Source organism: Persicimonas caeni, assembly GCF_006517175.1.
Lineage (GTDB): Bacteria > Myxococcota_A > Bradymonadia > Bradymonadales > Bradymonadaceae > Persicimonas > Persicimonas caeni.
Genome location: NZ_CP041186.1, coordinates 6,014,047 through 6,032,137, shown reverse-complemented (window position 1 = coordinate 6,032,137; position 18,091 = coordinate 6,014,047). Strand labels below are relative to the sequence as shown.

16 protein-coding genes and 4 tRNA genes are annotated in these 18,091 nt (G+C 61.2%); 8 read left to right on the top strand and 12 right to left on the bottom strand.

What is annotated here, in order from left to right:
- Window positions 1–27: 27 nt before the first annotated feature.
- Window positions 28–390 carry a 6-carboxytetrahydropterin synthase QueD gene (gene queD, locus FIV42_RS22310; RefSeq protein ID WP_141199833.1) on the top strand — a complete coding sequence of 121 codons (363 nt, stop codon included), beginning with the start codon at window positions 28–30 and terminating at the stop codon, window positions 388–390.
- A 39-nt stretch (window positions 391–429) separates the two neighbouring features.
- Here the strand turns inward: queD and FIV42_RS22305 are convergent, their stop codons facing one another.
- The gene (locus FIV42_RS22305; protein ID WP_141199832.1) at window positions 430–945 is read right to left on the bottom strand and encodes a hypothetical protein; all 516 of its coding nucleotides are present in this window, start codon (window positions 943–945) and stop codon (window positions 430–432) included.
- 238 nt (window positions 946–1,183) lie between these two features.
- On the opposite strand from FIV42_RS22305, the gene FIV42_RS22300 reads away from it, so the two are divergent.
- The 6 genes from FIV42_RS22300 to FIV42_RS22275 all read left to right on the top strand — a co-directional run bounded on the left by FIV42_RS22300 (window position 1,184) and on the right by FIV42_RS22275 (window position 5,310).
- Window positions 1,184–1,256, top strand: a tRNA-Lys gene (locus tag FIV42_RS22300).
- 1 nt (window position 1,257) lies between these two features.
- Window positions 1,258–1,332: transfer RNA gene (locus tag FIV42_RS22295), tRNA-Glu, on the top strand.
- A 213-nt stretch (window positions 1,333–1,545) separates the two neighbouring features.
- A tRNA-Lys gene (locus FIV42_RS22290) sits at window positions 1,546–1,618 on the top strand.
- Between the two features lies 1 nt (window position 1,619).
- Window positions 1,620–1,694, top strand: a tRNA-Glu gene (locus FIV42_RS22285).
- 215 nt (window positions 1,695–1,909) lie between these two features.
- Window positions 1,910–3,301 (top strand): MBL fold metallo-hydrolase, encoded by a 1,392-nt coding sequence (locus tag FIV42_RS22280; protein ID WP_141199831.1) that lies wholly within the window; start codon window positions 1,910–1,912, stop codon window positions 3,299–3,301.
- Window positions 3,302–3,465: 164 nt separating this feature from the next.
- Window positions 3,466–5,310 carry a hypothetical protein gene (locus FIV42_RS22275; RefSeq protein WP_141199830.1) on the top strand — a complete coding sequence of 615 codons (1,845 nt, stop codon included), beginning with the start codon at window positions 3,466–3,468 and terminating at the stop codon, window positions 5,308–5,310.
- A 130-nt stretch (window positions 5,311–5,440) separates the two neighbouring features.
- Here the strand turns inward: FIV42_RS22275 and tyrS are convergent, their stop codons facing one another.
- The 4 genes from tyrS to FIV42_RS30950 all read right to left on the bottom strand — a co-directional run bounded on the left by tyrS (window position 5,441) and on the right by FIV42_RS30950 (window position 9,716).
- Window positions 5,441–6,772 carry a tyrosine--tRNA ligase gene (gene tyrS / locus FIV42_RS22270; protein ID WP_141199829.1) on the bottom strand — a complete coding sequence of 444 codons (1,332 nt, stop codon included), beginning with the start codon at window positions 6,770–6,772 and terminating at the stop codon, window positions 5,441–5,443.
- 124 nt (window positions 6,773–6,896) lie between these two features.
- Window positions 6,897–8,591, bottom strand: coding sequence for a ribonuclease Y (gene rny, locus FIV42_RS22265; protein ID WP_141199828.1), 1,695 nt, complete (start codon window positions 8,589–8,591; stop codon window positions 6,897–6,899).
- A gap of 16 nt (window positions 8,592–8,607) precedes the next feature.
- Window positions 8,608–9,240, bottom strand: a complete 633-nt coding sequence (locus FIV42_RS22260; protein WP_141199827.1) for a 5-formyltetrahydrofolate cyclo-ligase — start codon at window positions 9,238–9,240, stop codon at window positions 8,608–8,610.
- Between the two features lie 140 nt (window positions 9,241–9,380).
- Window positions 9,381–9,716, bottom strand: coding sequence for a cell division protein ZapA (locus FIV42_RS30950; protein ID WP_281285838.1), 336 nt, complete (start codon window positions 9,714–9,716; stop codon window positions 9,381–9,383).
- A gap of 201 nt (window positions 9,717–9,917) precedes the next feature.
- Here FIV42_RS30950 and FIV42_RS22250 point away from each other — a divergent pair, with 201 nt between their 5' ends.
- Window positions 9,918–12,053 carry a Na+/H+ antiporter NhaC family protein gene (locus tag FIV42_RS22250; protein WP_141199825.1) on the top strand — a complete coding sequence of 712 codons (2,136 nt, stop codon included), beginning with the start codon at window positions 9,918–9,920 and terminating at the stop codon, window positions 12,051–12,053.
- Here the strand turns inward: FIV42_RS22250 and FIV42_RS22245 are convergent.
- The 7 genes from FIV42_RS22245 to FIV42_RS22215 form a co-directional block, all read right to left on the bottom strand.
- A complete protein-coding gene (locus FIV42_RS22245) occupies window positions 12,050–12,583 on the bottom strand; it encodes an IS630 family transposase (protein ID WP_246099065.1) in 534 nt (177 codons plus the stop codon). The two genes, FIV42_RS22250 and FIV42_RS22245, sit on opposite strands and share 4 nt — an antisense overlap.
- 11 nt (window positions 12,584–12,594) lie before the next feature.
- Window positions 12,595–13,119, bottom strand: a complete 525-nt coding sequence (locus FIV42_RS22240) for a helix-turn-helix domain-containing protein (RefSeq protein WP_168210306.1) — start codon at window positions 13,117–13,119, stop codon at window positions 12,595–12,597.
- 86 nt (window positions 13,120–13,205) lie between these two features.
- Window positions 13,206–13,739, bottom strand: coding sequence for an IS630 family transposase (locus FIV42_RS22235; protein ID WP_246099065.1), 534 nt, complete (start codon window positions 13,737–13,739; stop codon window positions 13,206–13,208).
- Window positions 13,740–13,750: 11 nt separating this feature from the next.
- Window positions 13,751–14,275 carry a helix-turn-helix domain-containing protein gene (locus FIV42_RS22230; protein WP_168210306.1) on the bottom strand — a complete coding sequence of 175 codons (525 nt, stop codon included), beginning with the start codon at window positions 14,273–14,275 and terminating at the stop codon, window positions 13,751–13,753.
- A gap of 302 nt (window positions 14,276–14,577) precedes the next feature.
- On the bottom strand, window positions 14,578–16,005 hold the full coding sequence (locus FIV42_RS22225; protein ID WP_141199824.1) for a hypothetical protein: 1,428 nt from the start codon (window positions 16,003–16,005) through the stop codon (window positions 14,578–14,580).
- On the bottom strand, window positions 16,005–17,039 hold the full coding sequence (locus tag FIV42_RS22220; protein WP_168210860.1) for a tetratricopeptide repeat protein: 1,035 nt from the start codon (window positions 17,037–17,039) through the stop codon (window positions 16,005–16,007). The genes FIV42_RS22225 and FIV42_RS22220 overlap by 1 nt, the downstream gene beginning before the upstream one ends.
- Window positions 17,040–17,104: 65 nt before the next feature.
- Window positions 17,105–18,007 carry a sulfurtransferase gene (locus FIV42_RS22215; RefSeq protein ID WP_222615292.1) on the bottom strand — a complete coding sequence of 301 codons (903 nt, stop codon included), beginning with the start codon at window positions 18,005–18,007 and terminating at the stop codon, window positions 17,105–17,107.
- Window positions 18,008–18,091 lie beyond the last annotated feature (84 nt).

Below are 18,091 nucleotides of genomic sequence, written 5' to 3'. Positions count from 1 at the left end.
ACCACTCGAACCGAGAAAGAAGTAAAAATGGTAGTAGAACTGACCAAACAATTTCGCTTTGAAGCCGCCCACCGTCTCCCGAACACGCCCGAAGGACACAAGTGCCGGCGGCTGCACGGCCACTCGTTCAAAGTGACCGTCGAAGTCAAAGGCCCTGTCGACCCGGATACCGGCTGGTTAATTGACTTCGCCGAGATCAAGGAGGCGTGGAAGCCGCTCCATGACGAACTCGACCACTATTTCCTTAACGAGATCGAGGGGCTGGAGAATCCCACCTCGGAAGTTTTGGCGCGGTGGATCTGGGTGAGGCTCGAAAAGACGCTCGATTGTCTGAGCGCGATCACGGTGCACGAGACGTGCACCTCGGCGTGTACTTACCGCGGCGAGTAAGCGCCCCCGGTGAAATCAGGGGGCGGGAAGAAGGGCTGGTCAGATGACACCGTCAGTTTTTTCGGAATAACTGCGCTTTCTCACGCCTCTCATCTCCGTGCGCTCGAAGAGCTCGGCTCCCTCGAGGGGGTTGGGCTCGGGCAACGCACGCGGCGTGGATGGGGTTGTCGGGGTCGAATCGACCTCGGAGGCCTGGCGGTGGCGATCGTTGAATTCAGAAGCGAGCTCGTGGACTTCTTCTTCGTGGCGAGCGCTGAGCAACAGCGCCACGGCCGCCCCGAACGAGCACAGCCCGAAGGTCAGCGCGAAAGTCGACCCGAACGAACTCATCGAAGTCAGCATTGCATAGAGCACGCAGACCAGCGTGGTCGACGCGGCGATCACCGCCCCGACGAGGCGCGTACGAACGCCGCGCAACGCCGATTGCGGATCGACACGCATCGGATAGTAGGTGCCGCCGCGCTTGTGATCGCGACGGTGAGTGCGTCGACGACGGCGCCGGGCGGGGATAGTGTCCCGCGTGTTTCTCCAGCGTCTACGATATGAACGTTCCATGTGCGTGCCCCGTGGTACTTCGACATCGGTCAACCGCCGACGTTTCAATCGCTTATTAGAGTACCAATCTGTGCCGCTTTATTCAAAATAGACACAGATAAAAGGAGAGAAACCGACCTCGTCGACAAATTTGGAAAATTCTGTTGACAGGTCCACCAACCATACATATAAACGCCCTCCCGTTGACGAGGCATCCCCTCCGAAGCGGGGACAAACTTCGGCCAAATGGCCGGAATTTGGGCCGTTAGCTCAGTTGGTAGAGCAGCAGACTTTTAATCTGCGGGTCGCTGGTTCGATCCCAGCACGGCTCACGTCCCGTTCGTCTAGCCTGGTCCAGGACACTGGCCTTTCACGCCAGCGACACGGGTTCGAATCCCGTACGGGACGCTGACCCCGCAAAGCTTTTTCGAGCTTTGCGGGGTTTCGTCTTTCTTGAGTCTCACCGCCGCTCGGCCCCTTTGACGAGACCGTTTGGCACTTTTTGGCAAAGAAGTTATTGAAGCAGTTGACAGGCGCACAAAGCCCCCTTATAAACGCCCTCCCGTTGACGAGGCATCCCCTCCGAGGCGGGGACAAACTTCGGCCAAGTGGCCGGAATTTGGGCCGTTAGCTCAGTTGGTAGAGCAGCAGACTTTTAATCTGCGGGTCGCTGGTTCGATCCCAGCACGGCTCACGTCCCGTTCGTCTAGCCTGGTCCAGGACACTGGCCTTTCACGCCAGCGACACGGGTTCGAATCCCGTACGGGACGCTGACCCCGCAAAGCTTTTTCGAGCTTTGCGGGGTTTCGTCTTTCTTGGGCATTTTTTTGGTGGCCACTGCGGGCACTCGTTCTTATCCTCTTCCTGCTCTTTCACTCTTTCACCCGTTTACTCTTTTACTCTTTTACTCTTTCACTCTTTCACTCTTTTACTCGTTTGTTCGTTGGCTGTTTCGCTTCTTTGCCCTTTTGCCCCGCAGTAACCTATGCAGTTGACCAGTTTCGGCGCCGCTGAAGGCGTCACCGGCTCTTGCCACCTCCTCGAAGTCGGCCAGACTCGTATTCTCCTCGATTGCGGCATCTTCCAGGGCGGCAAGCGCGTGCGCGAGCACAACCGCCCTCCTCTGCCCATCGACCCGAAGTCCATCGATTATATCGTGGTCTCTCACGGGCACCTCGATCATATCGGGCGCATCCCGCTCTTCGTCAAAGAGGGGTTCGACGGCGAGATCATCTCGACGCGGCCGACCTACGAGATCTCGCGCATCAGCCTGGTCGACTCGGTCGAACTCATCGAGCAAGCGACCAAGCGCGCGAACGCCAACCGGCCCGAGGGCACCCCGCCGATCGCCCCGCTCTATGAAGAGCCGGACATCTTCGACACCTTCGATCGGTGGAACACCTTTGTGGGCTACCACGAACCGCTCGAGCTGACCGAGAATATTCGGCTGACCTTCTACGACGCCGGCCACATCCTCGGCTCGGCGTTCATCCTGTTGGAGCTGACCGAGGGCGACGAGACCCGCCGCCTTCTCTTCTCGGGTGACCTGGGCAATGTCGACAAGCCGCTCATCCGCGACCCGGAGCGCGCGCCCGAAGCCGACATCGCCATCGTCGAGAGCACCTATGGCGACCGCAGCCACCGCGCCTTCGACGAGACCGTCGCCGAGTTCGAAGAAGCCATCTGCACCACCATCGAGCGCAACGGGAACGTGCTCGTGCCGACCTTTGCCGTCGAGCGCGCCCAGGAGCTTCTCTACGTCCTCTACGAAGCTTGGCGTGGCGGACGGCTGCCCAAGAACACACGCATTTACCTCGACAGCCCCATGGCCATCGACGTCACGCGCGTGTTCACCCGCTTCCCCGAGTTCTTCGATAAAGAGGCGCTCGAGATGGCTGAAAACGGCGGCAATCCGTTCAACTTCGCCGCGCTGACCTTCAGCCGCTCGGCGCGCGACTCCATCCGCATCAACGACCACCGCTCCGGCGCGATCATCCTGGCAGGCAGTGGCATGGTCACCGGCGGGCGCATCTTGCACCACCTGCGGTTCAACCTGGAGCGCCCCGAATGCAGCGTCGTCTTTTGCGGCTATCAGGCCGAGGGAAGTCTGGGCCGCCAGATCGTCGAGGGCGCCTCGACGGTACGCATCATGGGCAGCTACTACGACTGCAACGCGCAGGTCTGGACGATCAACGGTTTTTCGGCCCACGCCGGCCGCCGCACGCTGACGCGCTGGGTGAATCAATCCGCCGCCAAGCGCGTCCTACTCGTGCACGGCGAGGAGGACGCCAAAGCTGCCTTCCAGGGGCATCTGGAGGCTGACACGGAGGCCGACGCGGTTCACATCATGCGCTTCGGAGAGCCGGTTACGCTCTAAGCGGCGATCTAGTCGTGCAAATTGTTGACTTGCAACCGAATTATTATTAGCCATCCAGTAAGCATTGACATGGAACTCTTCTTTCGTGAGAGGTTGAAAGTATGATGTTTTTCGAACGTAGTGATCTTTCTCTTCGGGGTCTGTCCCGTCTTTCGGCGCGACTGATGGTGGTCGCGGTAGCGATCACCCTCACCGCGGGCTGCGGTGATGACGGTGACGACAATAACAGCAACAACACGGTCAACAACGGCGCCGACGCCGGAAACAACGACGGTGGCACCAACGACGGCGGCACCAACGACGGCGGCACCAACACCAACGATTGCACTACCTACGAGGAGTTGGCCGAAGACGTCGAGACCGCTGTCACTCTCGACGGTTGCTATGACGTGACAAGCAGCGTCACCGTCAGTGCCGAGGGTCACCTGACGATCCTGCCAGGCTCGGTGCTGCGTTTTGCCGAGGACACCGGCTTGAACGTGCGCGGGAAAATGACCGCCGAGGGCACCGCCGACAGCGGCATCCTCTTTACTGGCTCGGAGTCGACCGCCGGGTGGTGGCGAGGCATTCGCTTCGGTGACACCACCAGCAGCGACAACAAGCTGGTCTACGTGACCATCGACGGCGCCGGCAGCGACAACCCGTTCTCCGACGTCGAGCCCTCCAACTTGGGTCTCGGTTATTGGAACGGTGAGACGAAGATCACCCTGACAAACTCGACCATCCGCAACAGCGCAGCCTGGGGTGTGTACGCGCGGGACAACTCGAACTTCACCGCCTTCGAGAACAACACCATCACCGGCAACGCCAACGGCGCCGTGATGGCCGGAGCGCACGTGATCGGCGATCTGGACGACGCCTCCGACTACTCGGGCAACACCAACGACATCATCGAGATCCCGGGCGGCGACCTCACCGAGGCCGCCACGTGGAAGGCCGTCAACGTCCCCTACTTCATCTCCGACAACCTGAAGGTCACCGGCGACGGCGCCGATCTGGTCGTCGAGCCCGGCGCCACCTTCCAATTCGAAGAACAGGTCGGCCTCGAGGTGGTCAGCGACGCTACCCTCAACGCGGTGGGCACTGCCGACGCCCCCATCACCTTCGAGGGTTCCGAAGATAGCGCCGGCTGGTGGCGAGGCATTCGCTACGCCAACACCACCAGCTCGAGCAACGAGCTGACCCACGTGGTCATCGACGGCGGCGGCAGTGACAACTCCTTCAACGATGTCGAAGCCTCCAACCTGGGCATGGGCTACTGGAATGGCGAGACCCGAGTCACGCTGAAGAACTCGACGATCCGCAACAGTGGTGCTTGGGGCGTGTATGCCCGTGACAACACCAACTTCACGGCCTTCGAGAACAATACCATCACCGGCAACACCAACGGCGCCATGATGGCCGGAGCGCACGTGATCGGCGATTTGGATGACGTATCCGACTACTCGGGCAACACCGAAGACATCATCGAGATCCCGGGCGGCGACCTCACCGAGGCCGCCACGTGGAAAGGCGTCAACGTGCCCTACTTCATCTCCGACAACCTGAAGGTCACCGGCGACGGCGCCGATCTGGTCGTCGAGCCCGGCGCCACCTTCCAGTTCGACGAGCGCGTCGGCCTCGAGGTCGTCAGCGACGCCACCCTCAACGCAGTGGGTACCGCCGACAACCCCATCACCTTCGAGGGTTCTGAGTCGACCGCTGGCTGGTGGCGAGGTATTCGCTTCGCCAACACCACCAGCTCGAGCAACGAGCTGACCCACGTGGTCGTCGACGGCGGCGGCAGCGACAACTCCTTCGACGATGTCGAAGCCTCCAACGTCGGACTGGGTTACTGGAACGGTGCAACGAGCATCAGCATCACGAACACCGAGCTGACCAACAGCGGTGGCGTGGCGCTCTTCGTGCGCGATAACGCCTCGCTGACCGAGTGCAGCGGGCTGAATATCAGCGCCTCCGACATCGGTGGTGGCGGCGCCGCCGCTGCAGTCACCGCCTGTGGCCTCTGATCTCCTAGTTTAGGACGATCAAAAAAGGCCGGCGCCGCTTCATCGCGGCGCCGGCCTTTTCTCATTCTTGCTCTCTTACTCTTTCACTCTTTTACTCTTCACTCCTTTACTCTTTTACTCTCTCCCTCCCTCAACCAACCACCTTGACCACGTGGTAGTTCTTCTTGCCGCTCCTGAGCACCATCATCGACTCGCTGGCCAAGTCATCGAGAGTGACCTGCTTGTCCCAACGCTCGAGCTTCTCGTTGTTCAGGTACGCCCCGCCCTGCTTGATGAGCCGGCGCGCGGCGCCGTTGGAGTTTTGCAGGCCGGTCTCGGTGAACAGGTCGAGGATGCCGACTCCCTCGCCCTCGAACTTCTCCTTGGGGATTTCCGTGGAGGGCACGTCGGCAAAAATCGACGCCAGCTCGCGGTCCGACAGCCCTTCGATCTTCTCGCCGAAGAGCATTTTGGAGGCGCGCACGGCCTTGTCGGCCTCGTCGGCGCCGTGGACGAGCGCGGTAACCTCCCAGGCGAGCTTCTCTTGGACCTGCCCGCGGTTTCTGCCCTCTTCGATCTCGGCGACGAGCTCGTCGACCTCGTCTTTGGGCAGGAACGTAAAGAGGCGCAGGAGCTTGGGCACGTCGGCGTCGTCGCGGCGCACCCAGTACTGGTAGAACTCGTAGGGGCTGGTGCGCTCGGGGTCGAGCCAGACGGCACCGCCCTCGGTCTTGCCAAGCTTGTTGCCCGACGAATCGGTGATCAGCGGGAAGGTGATCCCGAAGACGGTCTCACCGAGCTTGCGACGCGTCAGCTCGGTACCGGCGGTGATATTGCCCCACTGGTCACTGCCGCCGATTTGTAGCTTGCAGTTGTGGTGCTCACGCAGGTGCATGAAGTCGAAGGCTTGGATGAGCATGTAGCTGAACTCGGTGTAGCTGATGCCCTGCTCGCGCTCCTGCAGACGCGCGCGCACCGACTCCTTCTGCATCATCACGTTGACGCGGAAGTACTTGCCCACGTCGCGCAGAAAGTCGATGTAGCTCCACGGCTTGAGCCAGTCGGCGTTGTTCAGAAGCGGCACTTCATCGCTCGACTCGTCTACGTCACCCATCGTCTCCTCGTGCATCGCGGTGGCGCGATCGAGGATCGACTGGAGCTGCTCGCTGATGCCGGCGACGTTCTTCTCGAGTTGCTCGTCGTCGAGGAGGTTTCGCTCCTCGGACTTGCCGCTCGGGTCGCCGATGAGGCCGGTCGCTCCGCCCACCAGCGCGATTGGGTTGTGCCCGTGGCGCTTGAAGAAGGCGAGCCCCAGCACCGGCAGCAAGTGGCCCACGTGCAGCGAATCACCCGAGGGATCGAAGCCGCAATACAGCGTCACAGACTCTTTCTCGAGGAGCTCGTCGAGATCCTCATGGGTCGTCTGTTGGATGAACCCTCTCCAGTCGAGTTCGGCGAGTACGCTGCTGTTGAAGTCGCTCATGGCTCTGGTCGGTTTGGAATCGTGTGTTGTTCTATGTCCGGCGAATGCCGGGTGTGGGGTTATAGAACACACGGGTGGGGGTGTTGGCAAGTGGGGTGCCGGGCGGCACCCCTTGCCAGTGGCTTTACTTCGCAAAATCGACCGCGCGGGTCTCGCGAATCACGCACACTTTGACCTGACCGGGGTAGGTCAACTCGTCCTCGATTTTGCGCGCGATATCCTTGCTCAACGCGTACGCGTCGTTGTCGGAGACCTTCGAGTTCGAAACCATCACGCGGATCTCACGACCCGCCTGGATGGCGTAGGTCTTCTCGACGCCGTCGAAGCCAAGCGAGATCTTCTCGAGCTCCTCGAGGCGCTTGACGTAGGTGCCCAAAATCTCGCGGCGAGCGCCGGGACGAGCGCCCGAGAGCGCGTCGGCGGCGATGACCAGGTGGGCGATGACCGAGTTTTGCGGCTCCTCGTCGTGGTGCGCTGCGATGGCATTTCGCACAATCTCGGTCTCGCCGTGCTTCTTGGCGATCTCGGCGCCCACGAGCGCGTGACTTCCGTCGCGCTCGTGGGTGAGCGCTTTGCCCATGTCGTGCAGCAGGCCTGCGCGCCGGGCGAGCTTGACGTCGACGCCCAGCTCCGAAGCCATCAAGCCGCACAAAAAGCCGACCTCGATGGAGTGCGACCACATATTCTGGCCGTAGCTCGTGCGCCACTTCAGGCGCCCCAACAGCTTGGTGATCTCGGGGTGCAGTCCGTGGACGCCCAACTCGAAGGCCGCCTGCTCGCCCGACTCCTTGATTACCTGGGCGATCTCCTGCTCAGTCTTCTCGACGACCTCCTCGATGCGCGCCGGGTGGATGCGCCCGTCGGCGATGAGCTTCTCGAGCGAGAGCCGTGCGATCTCGCGACGCACCGGATCGAAGCCGCTGACCACGACCACCTCGGGGGTGTCGTCGACGATGATGTCGATGCCGGTGGCCGCCTCCAGGGCGCGGATATTGCGGCCCTCGCGGCCGATGATGCGCCCCTTCATGTCGTCGGAGGGGAGCTGGACGACCTTGACGGTGCGCTCGGTGACGTACTCGCCGGCATAGCGCTGGATGGCGGTGGCGAGCACCTTCTTGGCGCGCTTGTCGGCCTCGTCCATCGCCGACTCCTCGACCTCGCGCACCTTCTGGGTGGCTTCGGCTTTGGCCTCGGCGACCATCGAGTCGATGAGCTGCTCTTTGGCCTCCTCGGAGGTGTAGCCGGCGACCTTTTCGAGCTCGGCTTGCACGCGCTCGGTGTGGCGCGACAACTCTTCTTCGCGCTCGTTGAGCGCCTGCTCGCGCGTGTTGATGCGCTCTTCGCGTCGGCTGGCCTCCTCGTCACGCTCGTCGAGCTTGGAGGCGCGACCGTCGAGTTTGGTCTCGCGATTGGTCAGCCGCTCTTCGAGCTTCTGTAGCTCGGCGCGTCGCTCCTTGAGCTCCTTTTCGGCTTCTTTCTGGGCTTCGAGTTTGATCGAGTCGGCCTCGAGCTGCGCTTCCTTTCGCAGCGCGTCGGCCTTGGACTGGGCATCTTCTAGCTTTCGGTCGGCCTGCTCGGTGGCCGAGGCTTTGATCTCTTCGTCGTATTTATCCTTGAGTTCGTCGCGGACTTCGCTGGTCAACTCCTCTCGGAGTTCGGCCTCCACGCGTTTTTTGGTCTTCTCGACCGTCTGATCGCGTAGCTCCTCGAGCTTCTCGGAGAGCCTATGGTCCAGCGTGGCATCCGCTTTCCGGTTGGCGAAGACGACGCCGGCGATCAAGCCGACGAGCGCCCCCACCACGAGAAAGACGATGTCCATCACTACTCCTAAAAATTTATGTCAGACGATCGCGAGAACACCAGATGGTCTCCTCGTCGGTCGCGATGACGTCCATTGAAATATCGTGAGGCTCGACGGGAATCTCGCCCTCGATGAGTTGCCAATGATAGCACACGCCGACCAAAACCGGGGGCGTGAGTTTGGATGTTTGATTTCTTTTTCGAGCACTTAGCGCTCGCGCCAGGGCACGGTCGTAGAACCCACGCCCGAAGCCCAACCGGCGCCCCTGCTTGTCGAAGGCTACGCCGGGAACCAAGAAGAGCTCGAGCTCCTCGACCGAGGCAGGCTCGCCTTGCGGCTCGGGCACGCCGAACGAGCCCGGCTCGAGCTCGTCGAGGGAGTCGACCGGCACGAAGCACAACGAGCTCGGGCCGGTCACGCGTGGGAAATAGAGTCGTGCGCCCTGCTCTTGGCGTCGGGCCAAGTAGGCAGTGGCGTCGATTTCATTTCGGATGGGAGCATAGCCGGCGATGGCCGAGAAAGCCTCGAGCTGGGTAATCGCATCGAGGCGCTCGCACAGGTCGCGCGAGTGTGTTTCGGCCACACGGGAGGTGAGCTCGTCGCGCTTTTTGAGAACCGCGGTGCGTAGCTCCGCTTTGTTCTTTGCCGACGGCAACTGTTCGGCCATGAGTGTGCCCACGCGTACAGGATCCGGGTCGTGCCGAAGACAAACCTCGGCACCACCCGCCGGTTACGGCGAGCTGGCAGGCACTAAAAGCAGATTTCTTGCAGAGAGCATACCCCGTGTGACCCTGCCTCCGCAGAGGCTCAACCGGTCTCCGGGCTCGGTCCATCGCCGCCGGCCTCGTCGAGGAGCGCCAGCATGGCGTCAGTTCTGTTGGTGATCTCGTCTCTCAATCTATCTATCTCTTGCCGGGCCTCGAACAGCTCTTCGGCCACGGTCATGCTTGCCAGCATCAAAAGTTTGGAGAGCGACACCGCCGGGGCTGCCTTTTGCAACTCGGCGACCTTCGCGTCGATATGATCGGCCAGGCTGCGCACGAACGCAGGATCGTGGTTGCTGCGAATCGACAGCCTCTGCCCCCGAATTTCGACGCTTACTGGCTTCGATTCTTGGGCTTCCGATGAGGTCTGAGTCCCCACCCGGTTGATTGTCGAGGTTTTCGACTCGCGAGATGCCACACTTTCCTCCTGAACGATTTATCGAGAAGTCGATTCCCGCTCTCTCTAGCGCAGCAAACATCCACTATGGGCCGCGCTAGCATCCTTGAAAATCGATGCTGCCATAACTTAGAACTTGCAGACGAATTCTTGCAAGCGTGTTTCACCTTCGACGGCTTTTCGATGACCGATGAATCCCAAAAATCGGGCGCGGAAGAGCGCCCGGAGAGTGCCCAAGAGGCGACTCTGACGCCGCGCCGCATCGCCGGCTTTGGCCTGGCCATTTTGCTGTGCCTGGTCATCCTGCCGTTCACCCAGGCAGCGCCCGACACTCAGCAGGGTCTGACCGCCCAGGTCGTGGTGCGCGAGAACACCGCCGCGCTCGAAAAAGCCGCCGCCGAGATGGGAGCGAGCGAACAGGATCCGGTTCGGCTCCGCTTTCGCTACGAAGGCCCCGAGCCGGGCCGCCAGCCGGTCTTTCAAGAATTGCAGCGCATGACCAACGCCGAGATCGTCAGGGGGGTCGCGCCCGACGCCGACGGCAACCTCAAGGTCGACGTGCGCTATGACGACCCCAACGTCCAGGTGCGCGCTTGGGTCGAGCCCGGCCGAGCCGCCCCCTACGACGCGCTCGACGCCACCAAGCGCGTCGGCGGCTGGCAGGCTGTGCTGCCGCCGCTGATCGCGGTGCTCGTCGCCCTCTTCTTCCGGCGCCTGATCATCGCGCTCGTCGCCGCGGTGTGGGTGGGCGCCACGCTCCAGACCGGGCTCAACCCGCTTCAGGGGGCCTGGATGGCAGCCGAAACATACGTGTGGGGCAGCGTCGCCGACACGTTCAGCCTCTACATCATCGCCTTTACCTTCAGCCTCGTCGGCATGGTCCAGGTGATCGTGCGCATGGGCGGCATGCAGGGCGTGCTCGACGCGTTCGCCTGGCTGGCCAAGTCGGCGCGCTCGACCCAACTGGCGACCACCGCCGTCGGTTTGGCGATCTTCTTTGACGACTACGCCAACACCATCGTCACCGGCACCACCATGCGCCCGCTGGCCGACGAAAAGCGCGTCAGCCGCGAAAAACTCGCCTATATCGTCGACTCGACGAGCGCGCCCATCGCCGGCATCGCCATCATCTCGACCTGGATTGGCTACGAGGTCGGCCTCTTCGACGTGCTCGCCAAACAGCTCGACCTGCAGACGAGCGGCTACGAAATCTTCTTCGGGATCATTCCCCTTCGCTTCTACTGCATCTTCGCGCTCGCCTTCGTGGTGCTCAACGGGCTGATGCGCCGCGACTTCGGACCGATGCTCGAGGCCGAGCGCCGCGCGCAGAAGACCGGCAAGGTCTTGCGGCCGGGCTCGACGCCGCTGTCGAGCAGCGCGGTCTCCGACATGGGTCCCAAGAAGGGCATCCCTCACCGATGGATCAACGCCGCGCTCCCTGTGGGCGTGGTCATCGCAGGCACGCTCTTGGGCATGTTCTGGTCGGGCTGGGCTGGCGCGGCCGACCCGGGTGCGATTCCCGGCCTCGGGGACGTCCTCTTCGGCGAAGCCGACTGGGCCGGCCTGGTGGCCGCTTGGAGCACCGCCGCCGGAGATCTGGCCGATTGGAGCGCGTGGCGAGACGCATTTTCGAACGCCGACAACGCCAAGGTGCTCTTCTGGGCGGCACTTTTGGGGAGTATCACCGCCATCGTCATGGCCGTCGCTCAAGGATTGTTGAGCATGGGCGAAGCGCTCATGAGCTGGCTCAAAGCCATCCCGGCGATGTGGCTCGCCGTGGCGATCTTGGTGCTCGCCTGGTCCATTCAGGGCGTGTGCAGCGATCTCGGCACGAGCATCTATCTGGTAGGCGCGGTCCACGACCTGATCACCCCGGCGATGCTGCCGATTCTGACCTTCCTGCTGGCGTCTGTGATCGCGTTCGCCACCGGCACCTCCTGGGGCACGATGGGCATCTTGCTGCCGGCGATCATCCCGCTGGCCTACTACATGACCGATGGGGTCGCCGGCGGCAGCATCATCTTGATGCTCTGCTTCGGCGCGGTGCTCGACGGCGCGATCTTCGGCGACCACTGCTCGCCGATTTCAGACACCACCGTCATGAGCTCGATCGCCTCGTCGGTCGACCATATCGACCATGTGCGCACCCAGTTTCCCTACGCCGCCACCGTCATGCTGGTGGCGGCGAGCTTGGGATATGTGGGGGTGGCGGTCGGCTTGCCGGTCGTGCTGGCGCACGTGTTGGGGCTGGGGGCTCTGGCGGCAATTCTATTCGTGGTCGGCAAGGAAGTGCGACCGTCTGACACAGCCGCGTCTTAAGTGCAAACACAGAAGTCTTGGTGCTTTGAGCCAATGATCGATAGCACCTTATGGCGCAGTCGATTACAGCGATCGAAAAAGTCATTGGTGGCATCGACAAGCGCGTCGATGGTTTCAAACAGTTCGCAGTGAGTCACTTCCCGGCGCCAGTGCCTCCACAGCATCTCGATCGGATTGAGCCATGGTGAGTAGGTCGGCAGATACAGCAGCTTGAGTCTACCATTGCTCTGGTCGACGACGTGATCGATTTCCTTTTTTGAGTGCATCGCAGCGTTGTCCCAGACGACGTAAACGGTCTTGTCGGGGTGCTTGGTAAGTAAGGCTTCGAGCAGCTCACATGCCTCGATGCGTCGTTTGCGCCTTCGCACCAGAACGATGCAGTCGCCGGTCTGCCAGTTGACCGCGCCGAGTCCGTAGCGTCGGGTGGTGATGCCAGGCGTCGGAATCATGACCTGTTGGCCGACGGGCGACCACATGGCTCGAAGCGTGGGCAGCCAGCTGATGTTGAATTCGTCTGCGTAGTAGAGCACCTCGTCGTCGCCTAAGTTTTCTCGGGTGGCTTCAATCTGCGCTTTTTTACGCGGTACAACGGATCGGGGCTTGTGATCTTGTGCTGTGGACGGCGCAAAACGATTCCATTGTCGGCGAGATGCCGGCGAATGGTCTCGCCACTGACCTCGATATCGAACTCTTCGGCCATGAACTCGGCAAGATGCTCGAGCGTCCAGGTCGAAACAGACTGGTCCAGGGCACGCGGGCGGTGGCGCACCACCTCGATGAGCCGCTCGACAAACTCCTCAGTTACTTTCGATGGAGCACCGGTTCGAGGCCGATCTGCAAACCCATCAATGCCTTCATCGAGATATCGAGCAATCCATCTACCCACGGTCTGCTGGCTCATGTTCACGAGGCGTGCAATTTCAGGGGCAGACAGGCCTTGCTCGCCAGCGAGCAACACTATTTGGGCTCGCGTTCGCTCCCTGGCGACCTTGGCGTGGTGATAGAACTCGTGCAACTCGTTGATTTGCTCTTTTGCGAGCTGGATATGTTTGGCAGGACGTCCCATGATTTCGTCTCCGGTCAAGGTGGGGCTCATTCCCCAGCAAGACCCGAATCTAGACACCGTTTCTGCCAAAAATTATGTGATTGCACTTAAGTGCAAACACAGAAGTCTTGGTGCTTTGAGCCAATGATCGATAGCACCTTATGGCGCAGTCGATTACAGCGATCGAAAAAGTCATTGGTGGCATCGACAAGCGCGTCGATGGTTTCAAACAGTTCGCAGTGAGTCACTTCCCGGCGCCAGTGCCTCCACAGCATCTCGATCGGATTGAGCCATGGTGAGTAGGTCGGCAGATACAGCAGCTTGAGTCTACCATTGCTCTGGTCGACGACGTGATCGATTTCCTTTTTTGAGTGCATCGCAGCGTTGTCCCAGACGACGTAAACGGTCTTGTCGGGGTGCTTGGTAAGTAAGGCTTCGAGCAGCTCACATGCCTCGATGCGTCGTTTGCGCCTTCGCACCAGAACGATGCAGTCGCCGGTCTGCCAGTTGACCGCGCCGAGTCCGTAGCGTCGGGTGGTGATGCCAGGCGTCGGAATCATGACCTGTTGGCCGACGGGCGACCACATGGCTCGAAGCGTGGGCAGCCAGCTGATGTTGAATTCGTCTGCGTAGTAGAGCACCTCGTCGTCGCCTAAGTTTTCTCGGGTGGCTTCAATCTGCGCTTTTTTACGCGGTACAACGGATCGGGGCTTGTGATCTTGTGCTGTGGACGGCGCAAAACGATTCCATTGTCGGCGAGATGCCGGCGAATGGTCTCGCCACTGACCTCGATATCGAACTCTTCGGCCATGAACTCGGCAAGATGCTCGAGCGTCCAGGTCGAAACAGACTGGTCCAGGGCACGCGGGCGGTGGCGCACCACCTCGATGAGCCGCTCGACAAACTCCTCAGTTACTTTCGATGGAGCACCGGTTCGAGGCCGATCTGCAAACCCATCAATGCCTTCATCGAGATATCGAGCAATCCATCTACCCACGGTCTGCTGGCTCATGTTCACGAGGCGTGCAATTTCAGGGGCAGACAGGCCTTGCTCGCCAGCGAGCAACACTATTTGGGCTCGCGTTCGCTCCCTGGCGACCTTGGCGTGGTGATAGAACTCGTGCAACTCGTTGATTTGCTCTTTTGCGAGCTGGATATGTTTGGCAGGACGTCCCATGATTTCGTCTCCGGTCAAGGTGGGGCTCATTCCCCAGCAAGACCCGAATCTAGACACCGTTTCTGCCAAAAATTATGTGATTGCACTTAAGTGCAAACACGGAAGTTATGTACTTTAAGAGTCGCTCTCCGGCTGCTGAATCGCCTGGCAAGCATGCACCTGTTCTTGGTGGTTGGTTCTTGGTACTTGGTCGATGCTTCGACGTCCCTACCAAGAACCAAGAACCAAGAGCAGGTGCAACTGTCATGGCGGCTCATCGGAGCAGGTGCTTCTCGTAAGTCACATGAATTGTGTGTTTGCACTTAGTAGTCGGTCGACCAGAAGTCGGGGAAACGATAGCCGTGCACTTCCACACTCCGCGAGCCAGCCGGCTCTCGCAGGACGGCGGCAGCGACGAACAACTCTCCATCGGTGAACGCCGCGGCAACGTCGAAGTCGACGGGGGACACATCACTCAACTGAACACTATAAGAGTCCGAACTCTCCAGAAGGTAGCTGTCCACGGTGGCCGTGACCGTGTACACACGAAATACGAGCGAATGCCCTTGTTGATTGCTGACGAGCGCCCCGAGCACGAAGCCGCTGCTGAACGCAGCCACACCGAACGCCTCGGTTGTCTGCTCGTCAACAAAATCGAGGACAGTCGAGTCCCCACAGGGGCTCGACGAGGACAAGTCGCACGTCAAGGTCGACAAGTTGAGCCGCTCGTCAGTGAAGGTCACCAACAAGTAGTCGTGGTTTTCGAGCCAGATCAGGTCTCCACCATTCGTCAGGTTGATATCGTCGAGCAGCACGGGTGCCAGAGCATTCTGTGAACGTGCCACGGCGTCCCAAACGACTACATTTTTCCGATCGGCCGAGCGCATCAACACCAGGCGTCCACCGGAAGCTCGAATAAAGTCGGGATCGATGCGGAATTCGGATGAGCGCACGATCGTCTGGTCGGTGGTGTTCGGAGCGAAGCTCTCGTTGATCGCGGAGATCAAGTCCTCGGTGTTACTCGCTTCGCCTGTCCACACCCAGTTCGGCTCGGGTCCTCCGACCCCCGCAAACTTGTGCAGACCGCCGGTGATCGCGGTTTGGGTCAAAGTCTCGGTGGTCGCGCAACCGCCCCCATCGATCGGCACCTGTTGCGAGCTACTGGTGACAACGTGGGCGACAATGGCGTTCTGACACGACTGAACAGCCCCCCAGACCAGCGCGCCTCCCTCATCGACGCCCGTTGCCACATCCCACTGCTCGTCGCTCTGACTGCTCACTCGCTCGCTGCCGGACTTCGTTGTCTGTGGCAAGGCGATACGCTCCAAGAAGGCGATGCCTTGTTCGGACCCGACACCATCGGCCTCGATATACGCCACGCCGAACTCTGCAGGCCCACCACCGGCGGTCGAGGAGCCTGTCAGCGAGACCTTCGGCAAGACATCTCGCGAGGCCAAGTCGGTCACCGACCACTCGCGCGCCGGTGTATCACCTGCGTCACCTTCGACCGCGTCGCCGCCATCTTCGTTCGCGTCTGCATCGACGGCATCTGCGACATCATCGACGTCTGTCGTGTCGACGTCGTCGACATCTTCGGCGTCCGCAGCCGCCACGTCTTCGGTGACGTCCTCGACCTGCGTGTCGAGCCCGACGTCGGAATTCTCGATAAACTCGGGGCTCGACTCGAAGAAGGTGTTGCAGCCCGAGATTGCGACGAGCGTTAACGCTACCAAACAAGTTCGTGCGTACATCACCACCTCCAATTGACTTCGAGACTCGCCCCACCCTCGCGAGGCGTAACGCTTGCGCCGGCCGTCGGCGCGTCGGCCTCGTCCGCTGACAAGACCCACATCACCACGCCCGACGCGGCCAACGCGCCTCCGGCGATAAAGACCGCGCGGTTCAGGTCGCGGGCCTGCTCGTACTCTTCGAGCCGTGTGTCGTACGCCGAGCGATCACCCGCCGTCGACGCAGCCTCGACCTCGTCGAGGCGTGAGCCGACGACTGTCTGGTCGACCACAAGTCCAGTGACGAGTAATGCCCCGCCGGTGATCGAGCTGACCCAAGCCGCCGTGCGCAGCCCATTGGACGGCTCGCTCTCGAGAGGCTCGATCGGCTCGAGGGCCGTCGGCGCCTGCTCGACCGGCTTCTGAGCAACGGGCTTTTCGTCAGCAGGCTCCTGATTAGCGGGATCTTGGGGAACTTCAACATCCAACTGCGTCACCTCGCCGGCCTTCGCGTCGACCGTTTGAACCGACTCGCGACCCTCAAAGGTCACCTGCACGCGGTGCTCGCCGGGCGTCACCGGCACCGGAAGCTGCGGACACGTCACCGCCGGGGCGTTGTCGATGGCCACCGACACTTTCTCGTCGGGGCAGCGCAGCCGAATCCTGGCCGAGCACACCTCGAAGAGCTCGGCACGATAACGCTTCAGGATCTTGTCGATGGCCGCCGGAGGCGGGCTCTTGACCTTGGGAGCCGACTCCACCCGCTCGAACGCTGCAGCCGCTTCGGCGCAGCGCTCCATGCGCGCGTAGGTTCGCCCCAGATTCAGGTAGGTGACGTTCGCCTCGCCGATGGCCAGCGAGGACTGGAAGTAGCCGAGGGCTTCGTCGTACTTGCCCTCGTTGATGAGCATGACGCCCTTGTTATTGTAGTCGAGCTGCGACTCGGTCAGCTCGGTGTCGGTCTGGGCCCAGCTTGTCGTCGTGAGAGAAACCAACGCTATCAGCGCCGCCACCCCGCTCGCGACAAATGTCCCGGCCGCACGTACGTATCGATTCATGGCCTGCATCTCATAATGGCAATGTCAAACACCGCCACCGTACTCAAGACGCCTGCCTGTATCAATCACTTCTCCAGCGGATATGTCTTTTCATCCCCGGCCGACCACTCCCACATCGACCCGGCGTAATTCATCACGTTCGCGTAGCCCAAGTCGGCGAGTACGGCGACCAGCCAGGCGCTGCGCACCCCGCCGGTGCAATACGCCACGACCTCCTTGTCGGGGGAAATCCCCTTGGCGGCGAGCTTCTTCTCGAGCTTCGCTTTGGGTAAGAGCCGCCCCTTCGAGTCCATCAAGTCGGTGTAGTGCAAGTGCTTCGCGCCCGGAACATGCCCGCCACGGCTCTCACCGTAGGGGGTCTTTCCCCGATACTCTCGCGGCTCGCGGGTGTCGACGAGCACATAATCCTTCGACTTGTACTTCTTGCGCAGCGTGTCGCGGTCGATGTCGTATTTACCGGTGCGTTTGACCACAAAGTCGCCCTTGGGCGCCTTCGCCTGGCTGAGGGTCGTGTCGACGCCGGCCTTCTTGAGCGCGCTGTATCCGCCCTCGACCAACGCGGCGTTCGAGTGGCCGAGCGTACGCAGCATCCAGACGATGCGCCCATCCTCGCCCCAATTTTTGGGAGGCTTGCCGACCACCAGGACCGCACGCCCCTTCGAGACGCCCAACTCCTGCAGTTTCTGGGTGAGCTTGGCGTCGTCGCGCAACAACTCGCCTTTGTACGGCGCCTTCGTGCGCGAGAAGTCCTGCCACTTGACCGGCGCCGAGCGCGGCACGTGACCGGCGATCCACGACATCTTGCCGCGAGTGTCGAGGACGGTGGCCTTATCGGCTTCGATCAACTTCTTGGCTTCCTTGGCACTCACCACCCAATCGGATTGACCCGCGTAGACCGGCGCGGCAGCAAACGACGACATCACGACCACCAGCAAAAAGAAACTCTTCAAAGCAACTTGGCGTACCATAGGTCGGCTCGAGCAATTGAAGGAAACGTCAAAGGTTCAACGAGCCCCGGAGGCGACATATTCAAGTGCCGCGCCTCGAATCGC